This window comes from Alkaliflexus imshenetskii DSM 15055 (assembly GCF_000517065.1).
GTDB lineage: Bacteria > Bacteroidota > Bacteroidia > Bacteroidales > Marinilabiliaceae > Alkaliflexus > Alkaliflexus imshenetskii.
On sequence record NZ_KI912105.1, the window covers coordinates 19773 to 39634 of the forward strand.

Here is a 19862-nt window from a genome sequence, read left to right on the forward strand (position 1 = left end):
TTGTTTCCATTGCATTTATTTGGGCTTACCTCGCTGGTATAGACAAACATGAAAAAATTGTACACAATTAAAAGTCAAAAAACACGGAAGAAGAGCCTTCAGTTTCTTCAAGTATGGGTTAATTCGGATTGCTCATGCATTGTCGAACACACTGGATATAAACGAATTTAACAAATGTGTCAAAGTTTTGTCATGTACTTAGAAAAAGTTGTTAAATTTTTTCCGATTTAAATCCAATACATTAATACCTCGATTTAACACACTAACCCATAAACACCCACTTCGATCAATAAAAATAAAACTTAACTCTCCAGGTGATATACTATTTATATCAAAAGGAATGTTTCGATATTCAATAAATCTATCTTCGCTAAAATTGTACTGCATTAGTCCTAGTGAATTGGAACCAAGTGCACCTGAAAACCAAATATCTCCATCAGGGGACTTCAAGAGTTCACTCAATGTATTTATCGAAGCTTTATTATAATATTTTAAATCAGCAAAGTAATTTTTGATAGCATCTACAGCACCTTCATTCTGCCTCAATCGAGCCAACCCATATGGCGTTGAAACCCAAATACTGTTATCGGCCGTTTCTTCAATACTTCTTATGAACCGGGGCAAATTCCTCAATACAGGGATGTTTTGAATATCAATTGTTTTAAATGAATAGGAGGAAGGATCGCTGTTGATTGATTGCTCTGTTCTGAACAAATAATGGGATGATGCAAACCACAGCTTATCATCTGAATCACAAAAAAATATAGGCTTAATCTCATGATTTGAAAAATACTGAGCCGTTAATGAATCAAAGACCACAGCGTTTAAGTGTCCAAACTCTTTAGTGGCAGGATTGTAATAATCATAACCTGAATGACTCACAATCCAGATGATACCTGTTTTATCCTTATATAAGCCAAACAATCGGTTATCAGAAATAGATTTGCCTTTACCGCATTTCAAATATCGCTTAAAACTCCCATCCTCATTATAAAGATTAAGGCCATATTGCGTAGCAATCCAAATGTTTTGATCGTTATCCTCGATTATATCAAGTACATTCCCATTCGTAAGTCTTTCAGGATTTGATATATCCGGGTAAAAATGAGTGAAAGATTCTCGGGATGGATCGAACACCGTTAATACAGCCAACGACCTGTAAACTATCCAAATTCTATTCTTACTATCGTTATAAATCCGATAGACATTCGGATTTAAAAGAGAATTTTCTATCTGAGGGTTTGCTCTGTATGTCTTAAAAGTTAAACCATCAAATCGGTTAAGCCCATCTTCTGTTCCAAACCAAATAAACCCTTTTTGATCCTGAAGAATTGATGAAACAACGTTATCTGTTAAGCCATTATTGGTGGAATATTTGCTAAACCTTACATTTTGTCCAGACAATTCGGTAATGGAAGTTATTAGGCAAACAAATAAAACAAATCGGATAGATAGATTGAGTGATTGAACCATACATATTAAATTTGTTCTGAACTTGCTACCATTCAACTGTCCGTTTAAGAAAAAGGTTCTATTTTTAAATCTAAAACCGCATAACTGCATCATTATTATGCTTTGAAATTTTCGATATAAACGGCTAGCAAATTTATAATTTTTTAACGATTACACATTGTGCTCTAACAATAAAAGCAGATGATTTGTAATAATTAATATTGAATCAGAATCATCATCCATTTCATTAACTCAAACAGCATGAAAATTAAAACAGTAATTGCGGTTCAGGCTATATGCCTGGTTTGCTTATCTTGTCAACACAAACAAACAACCAGCGAAATGCAAATGAAAGTAGACAATTTTGTGAAGGTGGATCTCACCACCGACATCTCTCACCTATCAGAAAACGAAAGAAAAATGTTGCCTTATCTTGTTGAGGTGGCAAAAATAATGGATGAGATATTCTGGACGCAATCCTACGGGGATAAAATGCCACTTCTGGAGTCAATCAGCGATGAAGCTACGCGCGAATTTGTGCGTATCAATTATGGCCCATGGGAGCGCCTCAATAACAACAAACCTTTTATCGAAGGCTATGGCGAAAAACCTATGGGTGCAGGATTTTACCCATCAGATATGACCACCGAGGAGTTCGACTCTTTTGATGCACCGGATAAAAGAAGTTTATACACCCTCATTCAACGTGATAATAACGGTCAACTGGTTTCGGTGCCATACAGCAAAGCCTACCGCGTACAGCATGAAAAGGCAGCTGAGCTAATGCGCAAAGCGGCTGAACTCGCCGAGTACGAAACACTGAAAAACTATCTGAACCTCCGGGCCGAAGCCTTACTAACAGACGATTATTTGCCCAGTGACCTTGTTTGGATGGATATGCGCGACAATAACATTGATTTTGTTGTAGGCCCTATCGAAAATTATGAAGACAGGTTGTTTAATTATAAAGCAGCCCACGAAGCATATATTCTGATTAAGGATTTGGAATGGAGCAGGCGCCTCGACCGTTTTACGGCATTGCTCCCTGCTCTGCAAGAGAGTCTGCCGGTGGCACTGCAATATAAATCAGAAACACCAGGCAGCGATAGCGATATGGGTGTGTATGATGCCATATTTTATGCAGGCGACTGTAACGCAGGCAGCAAAACCATTGCCATCAATCTGCCCAACGATCCGGAGGTGCACATACAGAAGGGCAGTCGCAAATTGCAACTAAAAAACTCCATGCGATACAAATTCGACCACATACTGGTGCCCATTAGCCAACTACTCATTGACGAGACGCAACGAAACCATATCACATTTGATGCATTTTTTGAGAATACCATGTTTCATGAGGTGGCACACGGGCTTGGCATTAAAAATACCATCAATGGCAAAGGCGATGTACGTGAGGCAATGCGTGAAACATCCACTGCCATTGAAGAGAACAAAGCAGATATTTTAGGTCTTTATATGGTGGCACAACTTGTAAAAATGGGAGAACTGAGTGAGAAAGACCTGATGGATAATTATGTGACTTTTATGGCAGGTATTTTCCGTTCGGTGCGCTTTGGAGCTGCATCGGCACATGGAAAATCCAACATGATTAGCTTTTACTTTTTTCAGGAAAAGGGCGCGTTTACCCGCAATGAACACAACGGCACCTACATGGTAAACTTTGACGCAATGACCAATGCGATAAATGAGCTGTCGGCAAAAATCTTGATGATGCAAGGTGATGGAGACTATCAGGCCGCTCTGAACATATTGGCAAGTCATGGCGTAATACGCGCCGAACTCCAATCTGACCTCTACCGAATAAATGATTCCGGAATACCTGTTGACATCCGATTTGAACAAGGATTACACATGATCGGCCTTAAGTAAAAGAAAAACTCTGTGAATCGAATAATAATCCGGTTCACAGAGTTTCTTTATGTATATTATATCTGCAAGAATCTATGGAAGGCTATTCTTAAAATCCTGATAACGGCTCTCAAACCTGTCACCCTCTTTGCCTCCGTACTTCACGTGATTTTGCATAATCTTTTCGATTCTGTCAAGAGGTGACGGGTGAGTACTCAGATATGTCATTGCTTTGGGAGTCTCATCCGGGTCCATCTTTATAAAGAAATAAGCTACGCCACGAGGATCGTAATCGGTGTCGCTCAAATACCGTACAGCATATTCGTCAGCCTCATACTCATCTTCACGGCTAAATGCCAGGGTACCTAGTCCCATAGCCAACTGACCTGCCACTTGGGCTGCAATGGATGGATTGTTGCCCAGAATAAATGAAAGCAAAACGGAATAGCCATACTGCTTTGTAAGGCGATTGGTCGAATGTCGTCGGTCGGAGTGGGCTATTTCATGGGCCATTACACCAGCCAATGAAGCTTCATCGTCCAAAAACTTAATCAAACCCGTGTAATAAAAAGTTGTACCGCCGGGTAATGCAAAGGCATTAAGAACATCGTCGTTAATTATATACACATCCCAATCAAAGCGGTCGGCATATCTCAATTGCGACGATTTAAGAATATTATCGCGCACCCTTTCGATATGGGCATAAGCTTCAGGAAACTCATTCCTGTCGAGAATTGGATACTGTTCAGGGTTGGCTTTTATCTCTTCCACCACATCACGCCCAAACTGTATGTCCTGGTCAACAGTGAAGAAGTTTACTTTGCCATCGTTACAGGACGAAAGCAAGATGACAAGTAAAAATGCTGAAAGTTTTAATATCGTCTGCATAGAAATAAGTTTTGAAGTTAATGTCAAAAATAATGCCGATTAAATCTGTTCATTGTTTACGTAATAAACAGACTCCTCGGCATTTGGTTTATTTGAACGCTACTGAACTTACTAGGAGTTGAAATGGTATAGGAAAACAATCTCGCCTTCGTAAGCAGGTTTCTTATTCCCTTCAATCTCAAGTTTAACGCCTATATTGGCTTTTGTTACACCGCGCAGATTCACTGCAGCAATTACTTTTGCAGAAAGTCGAACCCTACTGTTTACAAGCACCGGCTGGTTGAATTTAAACTTTTCGATGCCATAGTTTACTTGTAACTTCAGGTTTTTCACCTCCACTATCTGATTCCACAAATGCGGCAGCATTGAAAGCGTGAGATAACCGTGAGCAATGGTATCACCAAAAGGCGACTCGCTTTTAGCGCGTTGGGCATCGGTATGAATCCATTGATGGTCAAGTGTTGCATCGGCAAACAAGTTGATTTGATCCTGTGTAAACTGATGATAATCAGAAATACCCAACTCGTGACCTACTAATTTTTCAAGTTCTTCAAAGCTGCTGATAATTACTTTACTCATGATTGTCAGTTTAATTGAAAATTTCAAAATGAAAAGGTAGTGACATTGCGGTTAAAATTACCGTATGATACCTGTCAATAAAAAGGCAAATTATAGAAATTTATCGGTACCAACCAAACAATGCTCCTGATCTGAACGCAATTCATCCAGATTATTACATACACACCAACTTAAATAATCACCTACTAATGTGCAGACAAAGCGCTACACATCTTTTGGCATATTTCTTCGAGGGCCGTTGGAGCGGTTTATTTTTTTTGAGCCTTCATACATCGAGAATTTCTGGAACCGACACTCGAGGGCGCCGTTATATAATGTATGTTTTTCAGCAGGCTTCAATCCTACCAGCTTTAATGCCTCAGAGTTGGAACTGATAACCCATGCATCCCAGCCGGTAAATTTGTGTTTAAACTGAGAGCCAATCTCCATATAGAGCTTTGCGATTTCGCTGTTTTTTAACCGCTCATCGTAAGGCGGATTCATTATCAACACTCCGTTTTTCCCAATGGGAATTGCCTCAACAAATGGCATTTTTGAGAAATTAATGAACTGCTTTAGCCCAAAATCCAATGCGCTTTGTCTGGCCACATCAATGGAACGTAAGTCAATGTCGCTTCCTGTAATTCGTGCTTCAGGTTGAACAATCTGTTCTTTGGCCTCTTTCACAATTTGAGCCCACAATTCGGGATCATAATTGTTCCATCTTTGAAATCCAAACTCCTCGCGTTTGAGGTTAGGAGCCATTTTAGCAGCAATCATAGCCGCCTCCATTACAATTGTGCCTGAACCACACATGGGATCCATAAATGGCGACTTGCCATCCCAACCAGAGAGCATCACCATACCGGCAGCAAGTGCCTCATTGATTGGTGCGGGATGGTCTTTCGTACGGTAACCCCGCCTGTTAAGCGGTTCACCTGAACTATCCAGCGAAAGCGTGAATTTATCCTCGGCCACATGCACATTAATCATGAGTGTAGGCCGATGTAAGTTAACAGATGGGCGAATGCCAGTGCTATCTCTGAACTGATCACAAATACCATCCTTAACCCTTAGCGCCACATATTTTGAGTGGGTGAAAAAGCGGGAAAACACCACTGCATCGATGGCCAGCGTTTGGTCATTCCGCATGTATGGCGCCCAATTGTAGGCCTTTACCTTATCGTAAAGCTCCGTTTCGGTTCGCGCCGTGAATGTGGTAAGCGGCTGCAGAATACGAAGTGCCGTTCTCAAATAAAGATTACTCTTGTAGAGCGTCTCCTTATTGGAGTCGAAAGAGACTGCCCGTTTTAAAATCTTAATATTTCTGGCGCCGATGGCCTCCAGTTCTTTGGCCAGAACTTCTTCCAGCCCGTGAAAAGTTTTTGCTACTAAATTCAAGGTACTTCCTGTTTATGAACAAAAATTAAGTAACTGTTGGTTGTTCGATTAAAAATCAGATTTTAAATAAACCCGGTTTTAGAAAAACCAAACAACACACCGTTACTAAAACATCTAATTCTCTATATCCAAACTGTTGAATAAAGGCTTCGGGCTATACTCAATATCAGGCGCGTTTCCTGAAGAACGGCTTTTTCTCTTCTCTGGGTCGACGTGCAGGTTGATTGCCTTCGGCCATGGACTTTTTGCGTGGCGGCCTCTGTTGTTTAGGTGCTTTCACCGGGTTGTGATCTATCAACGGATAGTCATGATTCTCAACCACATTAATTTTCAGATTAATGAGTTTCTCTATATCCTTCAAAAAAGCCTTTTCTTCGGCATCACAAAATGATAAAGCAGTACCATCAGCTCCTGCCCTTCCCGTTCGGCCAATACGGTGTACGTAAGACTCTGGCACATTTGGCAGGTCAAAGTTAATAACGTATTGCAAGTTATCCACATCGATACCCCTTGCGGCAATGTCGGTAGCAACCAAAACACGGGTTGTCTGTTCCTTGAAATTTGTCAACGCACGCTGACGGGCATTTTGCGCCTTATTGCCATGAATTGCTTCCGCTTTGATTTTATTTTTATCGAGGAATCGCACCACCTTATCGGCACCATGTTTGGTGCGGGTGAAAACCAAAACCGTTTTAATGTCCTTATTCTTCAGTATATCGAGCAACAGCAAAGGCTTATTCGGTTTATCTACAAAATAGATGGATTGATTAATGGTTTCAGCAGTTGACGATACAGGTGTAACCTCCACTTTGGCTGGATTTTTTAGTATACCAGATGCCAGCTTCACAATTTCGGGCGGCATGGTTGCAGAAAAAAACAGCGACTGCTTTTTAGCGGGCAGAAACGTGAGAAGCTTGCGAATATCATGAATAAAGCCCATGTCGAGCATCCGATCTGCCTCATCCAAGACAAAAATCTCTATTTCTCGAAGGGAAATCACCTTCTGATTGATAAGGTCGAGCAATCTGCCGGGAGTTGCAACCAATATATCTACACCGGCGCGCAAAGCACGAACCTGTGGGTTTTGATTTACACCACCAAAAATCACAGTACTGGTGAGTCCTGTATATTTTCCATAAGTTTTGATGCTCTCATCAATTTGAATGGCAAGCTCTCTGGTTGGTGTAACAATCAAGCTCCGAATATTTCGGCTGCGATGTCTGTTTGTATGGTTTTGAGATAGTAATTGAAGAATTGGAATTGAGAAAGCTGCTGTTTTTCCGGTGCCTGTTTGGGCGCAACCTAACAGGTCTTTGCCTGATAAAACCTCCGGAATGGCCTCGGCCTGAATTGGTGTTGGGGTGGTATATCCCTCTTCCTCAACGGCTTTCAGGATAGAATCAATAAGATTTAAAGAACTAAATAACATAAATAACTATTAAATAACGCCTTTCGATAGGCTCTAAACGAAGCCGCAAAGATACAAATTATAAATGGATAATTTTATCCTGCGGCAAATAGTCGCAAGTAATAATAGACCATTTAAAAGAACGATTCCAAGGGAAACCACTAAGCGCAGTTTTAGTTTTTAAAAATGAAGAAGACCGGAGTCCTGAAATGGACACCGGTCTTGAAGATATATATGGTTTGTATAAAGCTTAAATAAGTTCTATACTGCGCTTCACAAACTTACTAAGCGCCTCACCTTTAAGCATGTTATTGGAAAGCAGGGCAAGATCGATGAGCTGGGATACCAGTTTGTTTCCTGTGGCATAGTCCTTCAGTATGCTATCGCGCTTACTCTTTTGCTCATCAATTTTCTTCTCCACATCATCCAGCTCTTCTTTCTCAGCAACCGGAATCTCCTCCTCTTTTTTCTCTTTTTTGGCTGCTTCGAGTTCGGCTTTACGGGTATCAAGAGAAGATATTCGGCTCGAGATGGTTTTGAGCTTCTCGCCAAGTTGCTCATCTACATCTTCCACAATTCGGGTAACCAACCCATGGTTTCCATTCACCACAAGGTTATAACTATCGGGCATTTCGCCATAGAACATCATACCTCCGCCCTGAAGTGCGCTCATCTCTTTCATCCGGCGCATAAACTCCTGCTGTGTAATCATCACCGGTGTATCGTTTTCACCCATCGCCTCAAAAGTAACCATGAAATGCGATTTGGCTAGTTGAGGTACCTGCGACGAGAATATGGTGGTTAAGTTTTCACGCTGCTCAGATGTAAGCTTTAACTCGTGGGTGTCATTTTTAGGTATAAGTTTATCCGCCACCTCGCTGTCGACGCGCACAAAGCGGCCTTTTTCAAATTTTTGTTCCAGATGATTCACAAAATGACTATCAAAATAGCCATCCATCTGCAACACGTCATAACCTTTGTTTTTGGCAGCCTCAATAAAGCTATACTGATCATCCTTATTTGTGCTGTAGAGATATACAACCTGATCGTCCTTATCAGTCTGGTTGGCCTTGATGATATCTCGGTACTCTTCAAAGGTAAAATATTTACCTTCGGTATTCTTGAGCAGGGCAAACTTGGCAGCACGCTCATAGAACTTCTCCTCGCTAAGCATACCATATTGTATAAACAGCTTCAGGTCGTCCCACTTATCTTCAAAGTTCTTACGGTCACTTTTGAATATCTCCTCTAAACGGTCGGCCACTTTTTTGGTGATGTGGCTGGATATTTTCTTCACGTTAGAGTCACTCTGCAGGTATGAACGGGACACGTTAAGCGGAATATCCGGTGAGTCAAGCACACCATGCAGTAAAGTCAGAAATTCAGGTACAATACCTTCAACAAAATCAGTTACATACACCTGATTACAGTAGAGTTGGATTTTATTCTTCTGAATTTCGATATTACTCTTGATTTTGGGGAAGTAGAGCACCCCGGTAAGGTTGAACGGATAATCCACATTCAAATGAATGTTGAACAATGGCTCATCGGAGAACGGATAGAGATCACGATAGAATTTCTGATAATCCTCCTCTTTTAAATCTGCAGGTTTGCGCGTCCAGAGGGGGCTCGTCTCATTGATGATATTATCCTGATCTGTTTCAACGTCTTTGCCATCTTTCCACTCCGTAACCTTGCCAAAAGCAATCTCCACAGGCAGAAAACGGCAATACTTTTTCAAAAGGCGGCTTATCTCGCCCTTGTCAACAAAGTTTTGATTCTCGTCGTCGATGTATAGGATGATATCGGTACCACGATCATCCTTTTTGGTTTCTTCCAGGGTAAACTCAGTGCTTCCATCGCAGCTCCAGATAACCGCTTGTGTATCATCGCGGAAGGAACGCGTAATGATTTCAACTTTTTTGGCAACCATGAACGAGCTGTAAAAGCCCAATCCAAAGTGACCAATGATGGCATTGGCATCCTTCTTATACTTTTCAAGAAACTCGTTTGCCCCAGAAAATGCAACCTGGTTAATATACTTCTGAATTTCATCGGCCGTCATCCCCACACCGCGGTCGCTGATGGTAATGGTTTTCTTCTTCTCATCCAGTTTAACACGCACGGTGAGTTCACCCAGTTCGCCTTTGAACTCGCCTACGCTGGCCAGAGTTTTAAGTTTCTGAGTAGCATCCACTGCGTTGGAGACCAACTCACGAAGAAATATCTCATGGTCGGAATAAAGGTATTTTTTAATAATCGGAAAAATATTCTCCGTACTTACACCAATTGTTCCTTTTTGCATAACTCGATATTTAAAAATTTTAGATTAACAATAAATTTAGGATAAGGTATAGGCAAACGTCAACAGACAAGATGCCTTACTTTTGCGATGTCTCTAATTCAAAGGGTGTGCCAAAGGAAAGAATATGACAAATGGTCAGGCAAGCAGCTATTCTGTCAGAGACTGCCGTTTTTCTGCCATCTTGAGTTGCTCGAGTAAATCTTCGATGGTTCTGAGTCTGATAGGTACGCCGTCAGGACCTGATAGGATGTATTCTCTCTGGCTGTCACTTCTGATTTCGACCTGTAGTCGGCTAAAAGGATCATCAGATGTAGTAAATCCCTGACGCGAGAGGGCACGGCTCACCCATTTGTATTCAAGCCCTTTACCTATAAGACGGATGGATTTAACATGTGCACCGGCCATGGTAAAATGCCCTGTGGCATTGTCAAATAAAATTCCCTCCCTCTCAAAGAATTTACGGAACTCATTGGTGAGTACCAAATCCTCGGGAACACCAGTTTCCATAGGCAAACCGGCTGCCAAAAGCCAGACTTTATCTGCTGTTTGTAGTGCCAAATCGAGGTCGTGTGTTGATAGCAGCACGCCTATTTGCTTTTTATGGGCGAGATTTTTCAGCAGGTGCATTATCTCAACCCGTGAAGGTAAATCCAGAAAAGCTGTGGGTTCATCGAGAAGAATAAGCGGCGTTTCTTGCACGAGTGCTTTGGCAATGAGCGCCTTCTGCCTTTCGCCATCACTAAGTTCCATGAGGTTACGATTGGCAAAACCCTCGAGACCGGCATCACCGATGGCTTTAATAACCAGTTGCCGGTCCTTACCCGTAAGCCGTCCAAAAAAACCAGTAAACGGACTACGCCCAAGCGCCACCAAATCATAAACAGTCATATTTGGAACCATTAACCGCTCTGTTAAAACCACGCTTATGAGCCTTGCTTTGGTTGCTGCATTGAGTTTATCCGGATTTTTTCCGTTGATGTAAACATCACCAGATATTTTTGGAAGAAAGCCCGCAAAAGTTTTTAGCAAAGTTGATTTTCCTGCACCATTTGGCCCCAATAAACAGGCAAACTCACCCTGCATCAACTTAACGTTGATATTGGAATGAAGCGGAGAGCTGTTGCGCCCCTGTTTATATCCAACCGACAATGCTTTTGTTAAAATCAATTCGCTCATCCGTTTATGCTATCTGTAATCCATATTAAGTTCCAGTAAAACGTACATCCATAATAAGTTATAATGCTCACCCTCCGGCCATTAGCTTTCTGTTGTTTAAAATGACTGAAATCACCACCGGAGCACCAATCATACTGGTAACTGCATTTATGGGTAAAGCGCCATCAAAACCGGGCAGGCGTGCAATTAAGTTGCTGAACAATGCAAGAATAGCTCCAGCTACCATCACCGCCGGCACAAGAACTTGTTGGTTAGATGTTTTAAACAAACCCCGGGTAAGATGAGGCACAGCCAGTCCTAAAAAGGCAATAGGTCCGCAAAAGGCAGTGATAACCGCGGTAAGCAATCCGGTGCATGCCAAAATCAGAAATCGCGACATGCGGATGTTAACACCCAGATTGCTTGCATAATTATCACCTAAGACCATCAGATTGAGAGGTTTTATCAATAAAAGAGAGCCTATAAGCCCGACCATCACCACAGGAAAAAACACCTCCATCCGAGTCCACGATACAGACGAAAAACTACCCAACCCCCAGATTACGAAGGCATGCACATCCTCCTTCATACTATAAAACTTTAGCACACCTACGAGAGCAGATGCCGCATAACCAACCATAATGCCCGCAATGAGCAACATGGCATTGTCGCGCAAACGGTTGGCCAGGAGCAACACCAGAAACAATATAGCCATTGCGCCTGCAAATGCAGCTGTAGTTACCGTCAGGTGACCTATCCATCCCAAGGCACTCAGTGCAAAACCACCAAAACTTCCCATCATAAGCACCATGGCCACACCTAAGCCGGCACCGGAACTCACACCCAAAATGGCAGGGTCGGCCAACGGGTTGCGAAACAGTGCCTGCATCTGTAAGCCCCCAACTGCCAGACCGGCTCCGGCCAGAATTGCTGTTATGGCTTGTGGCAAACGTGACCTTTGGATTATATAACTCCAGCTCTCAAGTTCCGTTTCATAGCCCAGCAGCCCCTTAACAACTTCTTTAAGCGGAATATTAACCGACCCCAGCGCAATGTTCAGCATAAACAATATCAACCCAATAATTAGAAGAATTGTGAGCCGCAAAAGATGCTTTCTTTTTTTAATTATTGCAGTCATTTCAGTAGGTTAAAATACACTGGCTGGTGGTTGTCGAACAAACCGGGATGAAGATAGGCTGAGAGATCCTTCAAAATGATGTGTGGCTCTATCCACGCCTTCTCAAAAAACATGGAGTAAGCTGTGTTTGAATAGATTACTTTTCGATTTTTGTAAGCGCTGAACCCGGCGTAACGCTCGTCCATACGGTGAAGCTGATCATACGTAAAAGTATCAGGATGATTTATCGTCAGAACCCAATAATCACATTCGTGACAATCAAAAAAAACCTTTTCGAAATCATAAGCAAGAGAGCCTCGTCCCGACACATTGGCATAAGGATAAGCGGCACCGGCATCTCTGAATAATTCTGCCAGGAAACTCTCGCCGGCAGGCAAGAACCATACATCCTGAAACAAATAACCTGTGGTTACTGAGGGACGAACCGAAACTGACGACGTCACATTAACTGCCTCGAAATATTGTTGCTCAACAGAAGCAAAATAGCGCAATGCATCAGCTTCACGATTGAAGAACGCACCGAAAAAAACAAGCCACTCCACGCGCCCCAATGGCACATTTTCAAGATAACCGGCATCTGGAATAACAACCAATCCTGCCTCTTTAAGCTGCTCATACTGATTATCCTTGAAAGGAGAAACAAATACAAATTGAGGATTTGATAGCAACAGCACCTCCATGTCTGGCGAAGAGGCCATTCCTACGTTTCGAATAAGCCGTTCGCTCAACCCTTGCTTAACAAATTCGTTGGAGATATACTCAGGTTCGGCAACGCTTTTCAGTGTTTGTAGCACGTCCAAAACATCGGCCATAATTACCTGAGTGGACGAGAATGCTGACCAATTAAGAACCGGGGCTTTGATAGATGGAATACTCTCCAACTTAACTGTACCTGAATTATCGATAAAAAAATAGTCCGAAGCCTGAGTTGAGTCCCATGGATTGGCCACCTCCACAATTTTATCATCACCGAGATAATGTATTACAAAACCACGCGCATATTTGGGTCTATAAACAGAATCGGAAGTGGAAATAAGTTCAGTTACCGAAGTGTGTACCGAACGTGCAGGACCTGAACAGGACCATGAAAGAATTAATGACAGAATTGCAAGGCACAGTATCTTTGCCATAACTTTTTCTCCCGAAAGTTAACTGGTTCATAAGAAGATGGTGCGGTATTGGTCACCTTACCATCCGGTATTGATAAACGAACAAAGCAGGTTTTCTGGCTCTCCCTAATTTGCGACGCCTTCCCATCCTAATACTATCCGGACAGTGGCAATAAGTCGTAAAATTTGCAGGATTACAGCTGCGGGTACAGCTCCGGTTTTACACCGGATTCCCTCTTATGCACAAAGGCACCTTATTCATAATGGCAAAACTACGTTTTTTTTAGGCAATCACATAATATATACAACGCATTAAACTTAATTAGGTCCATCCATGTTTATTCTCGTCATAAATCCTAAACAATTCATGACTTAATAGTCCATATTTCAAACAAAGAATTAATGTATATCGTATAATAAAAAATGACTTTAACGGAAAAACATTAACTAACGAATACAATGATGCTTTCAGAAAATCACATAACCAATCCAATAAGAAGTCATCTATTAATACAATCAAAATTCAAGATTATGACACATTCACTCATTATTGACTTTCTTTTTCGCATTAGAATCCTGTGTTATTGACATTATTACAATATTTAATTAAAGCATACCTATGGAATTTGAATTTTGTGATGCCCCCTTGATTGATGAGCTAAAACAACGTCTTCTCCTGATTAATCAAGATTCTGAAGTATCATCCATATTAATACTCGCTGCCGATGGAAACAATTACGATCCGGTATTAATTGACCCAATTCTGAGAGCAATAGAAAAACCTTTGTTTGGAGGCATATTCCCAGGGTTAATTTTTCAACAGAAGAAATTTGAAAAGGGCTTTATTATAATTAAGTTCAAATTACACACTGACGTTGAGTTGATTGAAAACATAAGTCTTCCGGCAACTGACTTTAACGACCAATTGCTAAATCTGTCGGATAGACTTACAACTAATACAAAAAGTCTTTTTGTATTCATAGATGGTTTCTCTAAAAGGACGAACCATTTCATTGATTCCATATTTATGACTATGGGTCTTGAATATAATTATATCGGTGGCGGTTGCGGGTCTCTTAGCTTGGAACAAAAGCCCTGTATTTTCTCAAATAAAGGATTGCTTCAGGACTCGGCCATTATTGCAGCTTTTGATCTGGAATCAGGAATAGGTGTAAGTCACGGCTGGTCCTCACTTGCCGGACCATTTAAAGTTACTGCCTCCGAAGGAACCTGCGTAAAAGAGCTCGACTATAAGCCGGCTTTTGAGGTGTATAAAAGCGTTCTTAATCGAGAGAAATCAACCGGAATTACCCCCGACAACTTTTTTTCGATAGCGAAATCCTTTCCTTTCGGAATACACAAACTCGATGCCGAAAAAGTGATTCGTGATCCCATAGCGGTTGGATTAAACAACTCCTTATTATGTGTAGGTGAAGTTGAAGTTGGATCATTTCTTCATATTATGAATGGCAACAAAGAAGACCTTATTAAAGCTGCTCGTAACGCAACCATTATGGCAATTGCTAATAAAGGTGAGCCGCCCAAAAACCTCTTGTTTCTTGTCGATTGTGTTTCGCGGGTTCTGTTTCTAGAGGATGATTTTTATCTTGAGTTAGAAGAAGTGAGTTCTGAATGTAATCACCTTCCCCTTTTAGGTGTTTTATCAATTGGTGAAATTGCCGATAATAAAAAGGACTATTTGGAATTTCATAACAAAACATCTGTGGTTGGATGTTTTTAATCGCGAAACTATGAATAATTCAGCACAACAAATTCAGGTGTTCTACGAGCTTGCCATGTCAATTGGTAAAAGCATGGATATTAAAGAGATGCTTCAACATGCCATGCTCACCTATCTTAGAAAGCTCAATTGTGCTGCCGGCGTGGTGTATCAGTTAAAAAAGGAAGAATCGGGCAGATTTAGATCCAACCGTTTTTTTACAATACCGATTAACTTGAGAATAGCCGAAAGATATAGTTCGGAAATAAATATCCCACATATATTTGATTCAGAAGTTGAAATCCAATCATTTAATGACTCACTTCCAGCAACGGGTAAAACATCATTTGGGATTTATTACCATATCATGTCCCTTAATGGTTTTGGATTTCTGGTTTTGTTCAAAAAAACAAACAGGTTGAATAACGAGATTATTCTTAACCTCCAGGAAATAAACGCAAGATTGTCACTAGCTTGTTTGGCCTGTATGAATGTCGAATCAATTAAAGCCAATGAATTTATTCTGAAACAAAACTCGGAGCGTCTGGAAATGGCCCTATTAGGTAGTGAAGCAGGACTATGGGATTGGGAGATCTCTACTGGCAAGGTTTTTTATAGTAAACGCTGGTGTTCGATGTTAGGCTATTCGCCTGATGAAATTGAACCGCATATTTCAACTTGGGAAAAACTTGTACATCCCTATGATAAAGTCTCCGCAGAGGAAAATTTGGAAAAACACCTTAATGGAGAATCAGAAATTTATAAAACTGAACATCGGATAAAAAGCAAAAACGGAAACTGGATATGGGTATTAGACACAGGTAAAGTAATTCAGCGTGATTCAAACGGATTGCCACTTAGGGCTGTTGGAACCCACTTGGACATAACAGACAGAAAACTCGCTGACATTCATAAACATATTGAATATGAACTAAGAAGAAGTTTAGGTCTTACAAAAAGCTTAAGCGAAACATTAAAGATATGTCTGAATACTGCCATTGCACATACTGAAATGGACTGTGGCGGGATCTATCTGGTTAATGAAACCAATGGAAGTTTGAATCTGGTATTTCATACAGGATTATCGGAGCAATTCGTCAACACCATTTCATACTATCCAAAAGAATCAGCCAACACTTCAATTATTAATAACAAAGCCCCACTATATACCAACTATAAATTACTACCAGATCAGCAAGAGACACTGAATGAAAATCTGGAAGCTCTGGCGATTATTCCAATTATATATGGTAATAATGTCGTAGCTGCCTTTAACATGGCCTCCCATCAACATACTAAAGTGCCTGCATGCAGTCGCCAAATACTCGAACTTATTGCAAATATGGCAGGATCGTTTATCATTCAGGCTAAGCACGAGACCAAAATCCGGCAGGACAAACAGGATATGGAAACCCTCTTTCACTCCATTGAGGATTTGCTATTCATTTTAAATACGAAGGGAGACATTATACATACCAATGCCATAGTAAATGCGAGGTTAGGGTACAATCATGATGAACTAAAAAATAAAAGCATACTGCATGTGCATCCTAAAAGCATGTGGGATTCTGCAAAATTGGTATTCGATGAGATTCTGTCAGGCAATGAAAATATATGTACAATTCCGCTGGTTACCAAACGAGGAAATTTGATACCTGTAGAAACCAAAGTCACCAGAGGAATCTGGCAAAACCAGGATGCTATAATAGGGATTAGTCGAGACATTACAGAAAGGGTGAAAGTTGAGTCGAAGCTTCGCGAGCAAAGTGATGCGCTAGAAATGGGATTAAAGCAACAAGCCCTGTTATCTGATATCGCATTAGAATTAAACCAACTCGACACTTTTGGCAGTAAAATTAACAAGGTAATAAAAGCTGTGGGTAAACACATAGATGCCAGCCGGGTATATATCTTCGAAGATTTGCCTGATGGCTCTGCAACTTCTAATGCTTATGAATGGTGTAATACTGGCATTACCCCCCAAATTAATGATTTGCAAAATGTCCCATATGAGAACCTTCCATCATTTAAAGAGCTAATAGACAAAGAAGGTTGTCTTTATTCGGAGAATATACTTGAGTTACCTCATGACATCCAAATGGTTCTTGAGCCTCAGGGAATCAAATCTATAATTATTTACCCTTTGTACGTTCAGACAAGATTTTTCGGGTTTATCGGATACGATGAATGCATGCGTTATAAAAAATGGGTAAAATCGGAGCTGGAACTTCTGCGAACCATTTCCGGGATTATTGCAAATGCTTATGAACGTAAGATATATGAACAATCCTTATCGGAGAGTGAAGCAAAGAACAGTGCGATTCTCCAATCCATACCTGATATCCTGTTTCACTTTAATCAAGATGGCAAAATTTTAAGCTTCAGGTCATCATCGTCTGAGGAACTCATATTGCCTCCGGAAAAATTTATCAATAAAACGATTTCGGAACTATTTCCAGAAGAGTTTGCCAACAAAGCTCAGGATGCAATCAACAACTGTCTGATTACGGGAAATTTCAAGTTTAATTACAGTTATCCCATTGGTGGTAAAACTGATTATTTCGAAGCCAGAATGTCGCGGATGAATGCAACAGAGGTAATTGCCATTGTCCGCAATGTTTCGGAAAGCATCAGGTATGAGCAAAAACTTGAAGAAGAACGCGACCGGGCCAATCAGGCCAATAAAGCCAAAAGTGAATTTCTGGCCAATATGAGCCATGAAATTCGTACTCCCATGAACGCAATTCTAGGTTTCAGCGAAGCTTTATTTCATAAGCTGGAGAAACCACAACATAAAAAAATGGTGAGTTCCATTTTAGGTAGCGGGGGACTTCTGCTATCGTTGCTTAACGACATTTTAGATTTATCGAAAATTGAAGCCGGCATCATTGAAATATCGCCGCAACCTGTAAATCTAATTCATATTTTGGAGGAGATTAAATTGCTCTTCACAGAGAAGGCTGATAAAAAAGGGGTTTCATTATCGGTAAATATTGACAAATCGGTACCGGAAGGATTGTTAATGGATGAAATAAGGACCAAACAGATCATTTTCAATCTTATCGGTAACGCAGTGAAATTCACTCATAATGGATTTATCAGGATCAACCTGACCTTTAAGCCAAAACTGAAAAGCTCCGGAACCGTGATTTTTGAGGTTGTTGACACAGGAATAGGCATACCGGAGAATCAGCAGGAGATTATTTTTGAGGCATTTCGTCAACAGTCCGGACAATCAAATCGCAAATACGAAGGAGTTGGTTTAGGCCTGGCAATTTCACGCCGCTTGGCCGGGAAAATGGGTGGGAGTATTACCTTAAAAAGCAAGGTGAATTTTGGTTCAACTTTTCGATTGGAAATCCCTAATGTCGAGATATGTAATACACTACATATTAAAGAGAACAAATACGAATTCGTCGATCCGGTTATCTTTAAAAACGCATCAATTCTTATTGTTGATGATGTGGTTTCAAATATTGAAACAATAGAAAGTCTGCTCTCAGAATCCGGGTTAGAAATGATTTCAGCTGAAAGTGGCGAAATGGCACTGGATATGCTCAAATTTACCCAACCCTCATTGATACTTCTGGATATCCGAATGCCGGGAATAGACGGATATGAAGTTGCTCGATTCATAAAATCTGAACCACGCCTGAAAAACATTCCGGTTATTGCCCTTACGGCCTCAGTATCAAACAGAGTTCAGTCCGAGGCATTTTCAAATTTTAATGGACTACTGTTTAAACCTGTTAGTAAATCGGATTTAATCCAAGAACTAATGCGATATTTGGATTACGTAATAATTAATACAGAAAAATCAACTGAATCAACTGATCACCTCTCCATAATTAATCTTTCACAAGAATTAATGGCAGAAGTACCTCAAATATACTCCGAGTTAATCTTGAAATTCATGCCTTTATGGGAAGAAATTAACGACACGTTGGTTCTATACAGAATAGAGACATTTGCTCGAGAGCTTAAAACACTTGCTTTGAACTACAACTTCCAGTATATTAACAGTTATACGGACAAATTAATCGAGGATATTGACACGTTCGATATAGAATCCTTACGCGCTAACATCGGGACCTTTCCTGATCTGGTGAAAGAAATCGAAATGCTGACTTATGGAAATAAGCTCAATGAACAATAGAATAAATCGCAGAGAACAATTAATGTAAACCAACAATTTAAACTAAAACAGAATGATAATCCTCATTATTCCATACCTTTAAAAACGGCATGAATACATATCGATTCAGCATTTAAGGATGAATGCAAGATGCTTTGGACAAATTGATGTTTCGTGCAGAAAACTTCTTCTCTCGAAACTAACAACCCATCTAAATCCATTTAACTTATTAAGCAAATGAAAAATGAAATTCAGATTCTGGTTGTTGATGACAATCAAGAAAACCTAAAATTAGTAGGTAACTTTCTAAAAGAAAAAGGCTATAAAATAGCATTGTCAACTGATGGCGAAAACGCTCTTAAAATCCTTAATAACAACCGCATCGATCTGATACTTTTGGATATTATGATGCCTGGCATGGATGGTTTTGAGTTATGTGCAAAAATTAAAGCTGAGAATGACTTGAAAAATATACCGGTTATTTTTCTCACTGCCAGAACCGATACCGATGACATCGTAAAAGGATTTGAATTGGGTGGTGTTGACTATCTTACAAAACCTTTCCGCAAAGAAGAATTATATGTAAGGGTTAATAATCACATTCAATTAAAGCTCCTTCGTGACCTTCATGAGAAATATCTAAAAGAGTACAAAGAATCCAGAAATACAGCATTGTCGATGCTTTTGGAATTCAGCAAAATTATTGATCCAGACTAATAGCTTT

At 40.5% G+C, this 19862-nt stretch carries 13 protein-coding genes and 1 riboswitch; of the genes, 4 read left to right on the forward strand and 9 right to left on the reverse strand.

The features are described 5' to 3' along the window. Positions 1-198 precede the first annotated feature (198 nt). On the reverse strand, positions 199-1473 hold the full coding sequence (locus ALKIM_RS0100200) for a ligand-binding sensor domain-containing protein (RefSeq protein WP_162148771.1): 1275 nt from the start codon (positions 1471-1473) through the stop codon (positions 199-201). Positions 1474-1794: 321 nt separating this feature from the next. On the opposite strand from ALKIM_RS0100200, the gene ALKIM_RS0100205 reads away from it, so the two are divergent. Continuing rightward, complete coding sequence (locus ALKIM_RS0100205; protein WP_235714345.1) at positions 1795-3342, forward strand: dipeptidyl-peptidase 3 family protein; 1548 nt, start codon at positions 1795-1797, stop codon at positions 3340-3342. 72 nt (positions 3343-3414) lie between these two features. On the opposite strand, the gene ALKIM_RS0100210 is transcribed toward ALKIM_RS0100205, so the two are convergent. The 8 genes from ALKIM_RS0100210 to ALKIM_RS0100245 all read right to left on the reverse strand — a co-directional run bounded on the left by ALKIM_RS0100210 (position 3415) and on the right by ALKIM_RS0100245 (position 13304). After that, positions 3415-4209: a M48 family metalloprotease gene (locus tag ALKIM_RS0100210; RefSeq protein WP_026472905.1), complete on the reverse strand. Its 795-nt coding sequence runs from the start codon at positions 4207-4209 to the stop codon at positions 3415-3417. 111 nt (positions 4210-4320) lie between these two features. Then, positions 4321-4788, reverse strand: a complete 468-nt coding sequence (locus ALKIM_RS0100215; RefSeq protein WP_026472906.1) for a MaoC family dehydratase — start codon at positions 4786-4788, stop codon at positions 4321-4323. A 204-nt stretch (positions 4789-4992) separates the two neighbouring features. Next, positions 4993-6168: a THUMP domain-containing class I SAM-dependent RNA methyltransferase gene (locus ALKIM_RS17065; RefSeq protein ID WP_044117641.1), complete on the reverse strand. Its 1176-nt coding sequence runs from the start codon at positions 6166-6168 to the stop codon at positions 4993-4995. A gap of 166 nt (positions 6169-6334) precedes the next feature. Continuing rightward, complete coding sequence (locus ALKIM_RS17070) at positions 6335-7597, reverse strand: DEAD/DEAH box helicase (protein ID WP_044117642.1); 1263 nt, start codon at positions 7595-7597, stop codon at positions 6335-6337. Positions 7598-7826: 229 nt separating this feature from the next. Further along, positions 7827-9881, reverse strand: a complete 2055-nt coding sequence (gene htpG, locus ALKIM_RS0100230; protein WP_026472907.1) for a molecular chaperone HtpG — start codon at positions 9879-9881, stop codon at positions 7827-7829. A gap of 147 nt (positions 9882-10028) precedes the next feature. Then, a complete protein-coding gene (locus ALKIM_RS0100235) occupies positions 10029-11057 on the reverse strand; it encodes an ABC transporter ATP-binding protein (protein WP_026472908.1) in 1029 nt (342 codons plus the stop codon). Between the two features lie 67 nt (positions 11058-11124). Further along, positions 11125-12174, reverse strand: coding sequence for an iron ABC transporter permease (locus ALKIM_RS0100240; RefSeq protein WP_044117643.1), 1050 nt, complete (start codon positions 12172-12174; stop codon positions 11125-11127). After that, the gene (locus ALKIM_RS0100245) at positions 12171-13304 is read right to left on the reverse strand and encodes an ABC transporter substrate-binding protein (RefSeq protein WP_026472910.1); all 1134 of its coding nucleotides are present in this window, start codon (positions 13302-13304) and stop codon (positions 12171-12173) included. The genes ALKIM_RS0100240 and ALKIM_RS0100245 overlap by 4 nt, the downstream gene beginning before the upstream one ends. A gap of 68 nt (positions 13305-13372) precedes the next feature. After that, positions 13373-13555, reverse strand: a riboswitch (cobalamin riboswitch). A 347-nt stretch (positions 13556-13902) separates the two neighbouring features. On the opposite strand from ALKIM_RS0100245, the gene ALKIM_RS17075 reads away from it, so the two are divergent. The 3 genes from ALKIM_RS17075 to ALKIM_RS17080 all read left to right on the forward strand — a co-directional run bounded on the left by ALKIM_RS17075 (position 13903) and on the right by ALKIM_RS17080 (position 19855). Next, positions 13903-15024 (forward strand): FIST signal transduction protein, encoded by a 1122-nt coding sequence (locus ALKIM_RS17075; RefSeq protein WP_044117644.1) that lies wholly within the window; start codon positions 13903-13905, stop codon positions 15022-15024. A gap of 10 nt (positions 15025-15034) precedes the next feature. Continuing rightward, positions 15035-19159, forward strand: a complete 4125-nt coding sequence (locus tag ALKIM_RS0100255; protein ID WP_026472911.1) for a PAS domain S-box protein — start codon at positions 15035-15037, stop codon at positions 19157-19159. Between the two features lie 216 nt (positions 19160-19375). Further along, positions 19376-19855, forward strand: a complete 480-nt coding sequence (locus ALKIM_RS17080; RefSeq protein ID WP_052345155.1) for a response regulator — start codon at positions 19376-19378, stop codon at positions 19853-19855. Positions 19856-19862: the final 7 nt, after the last annotated feature.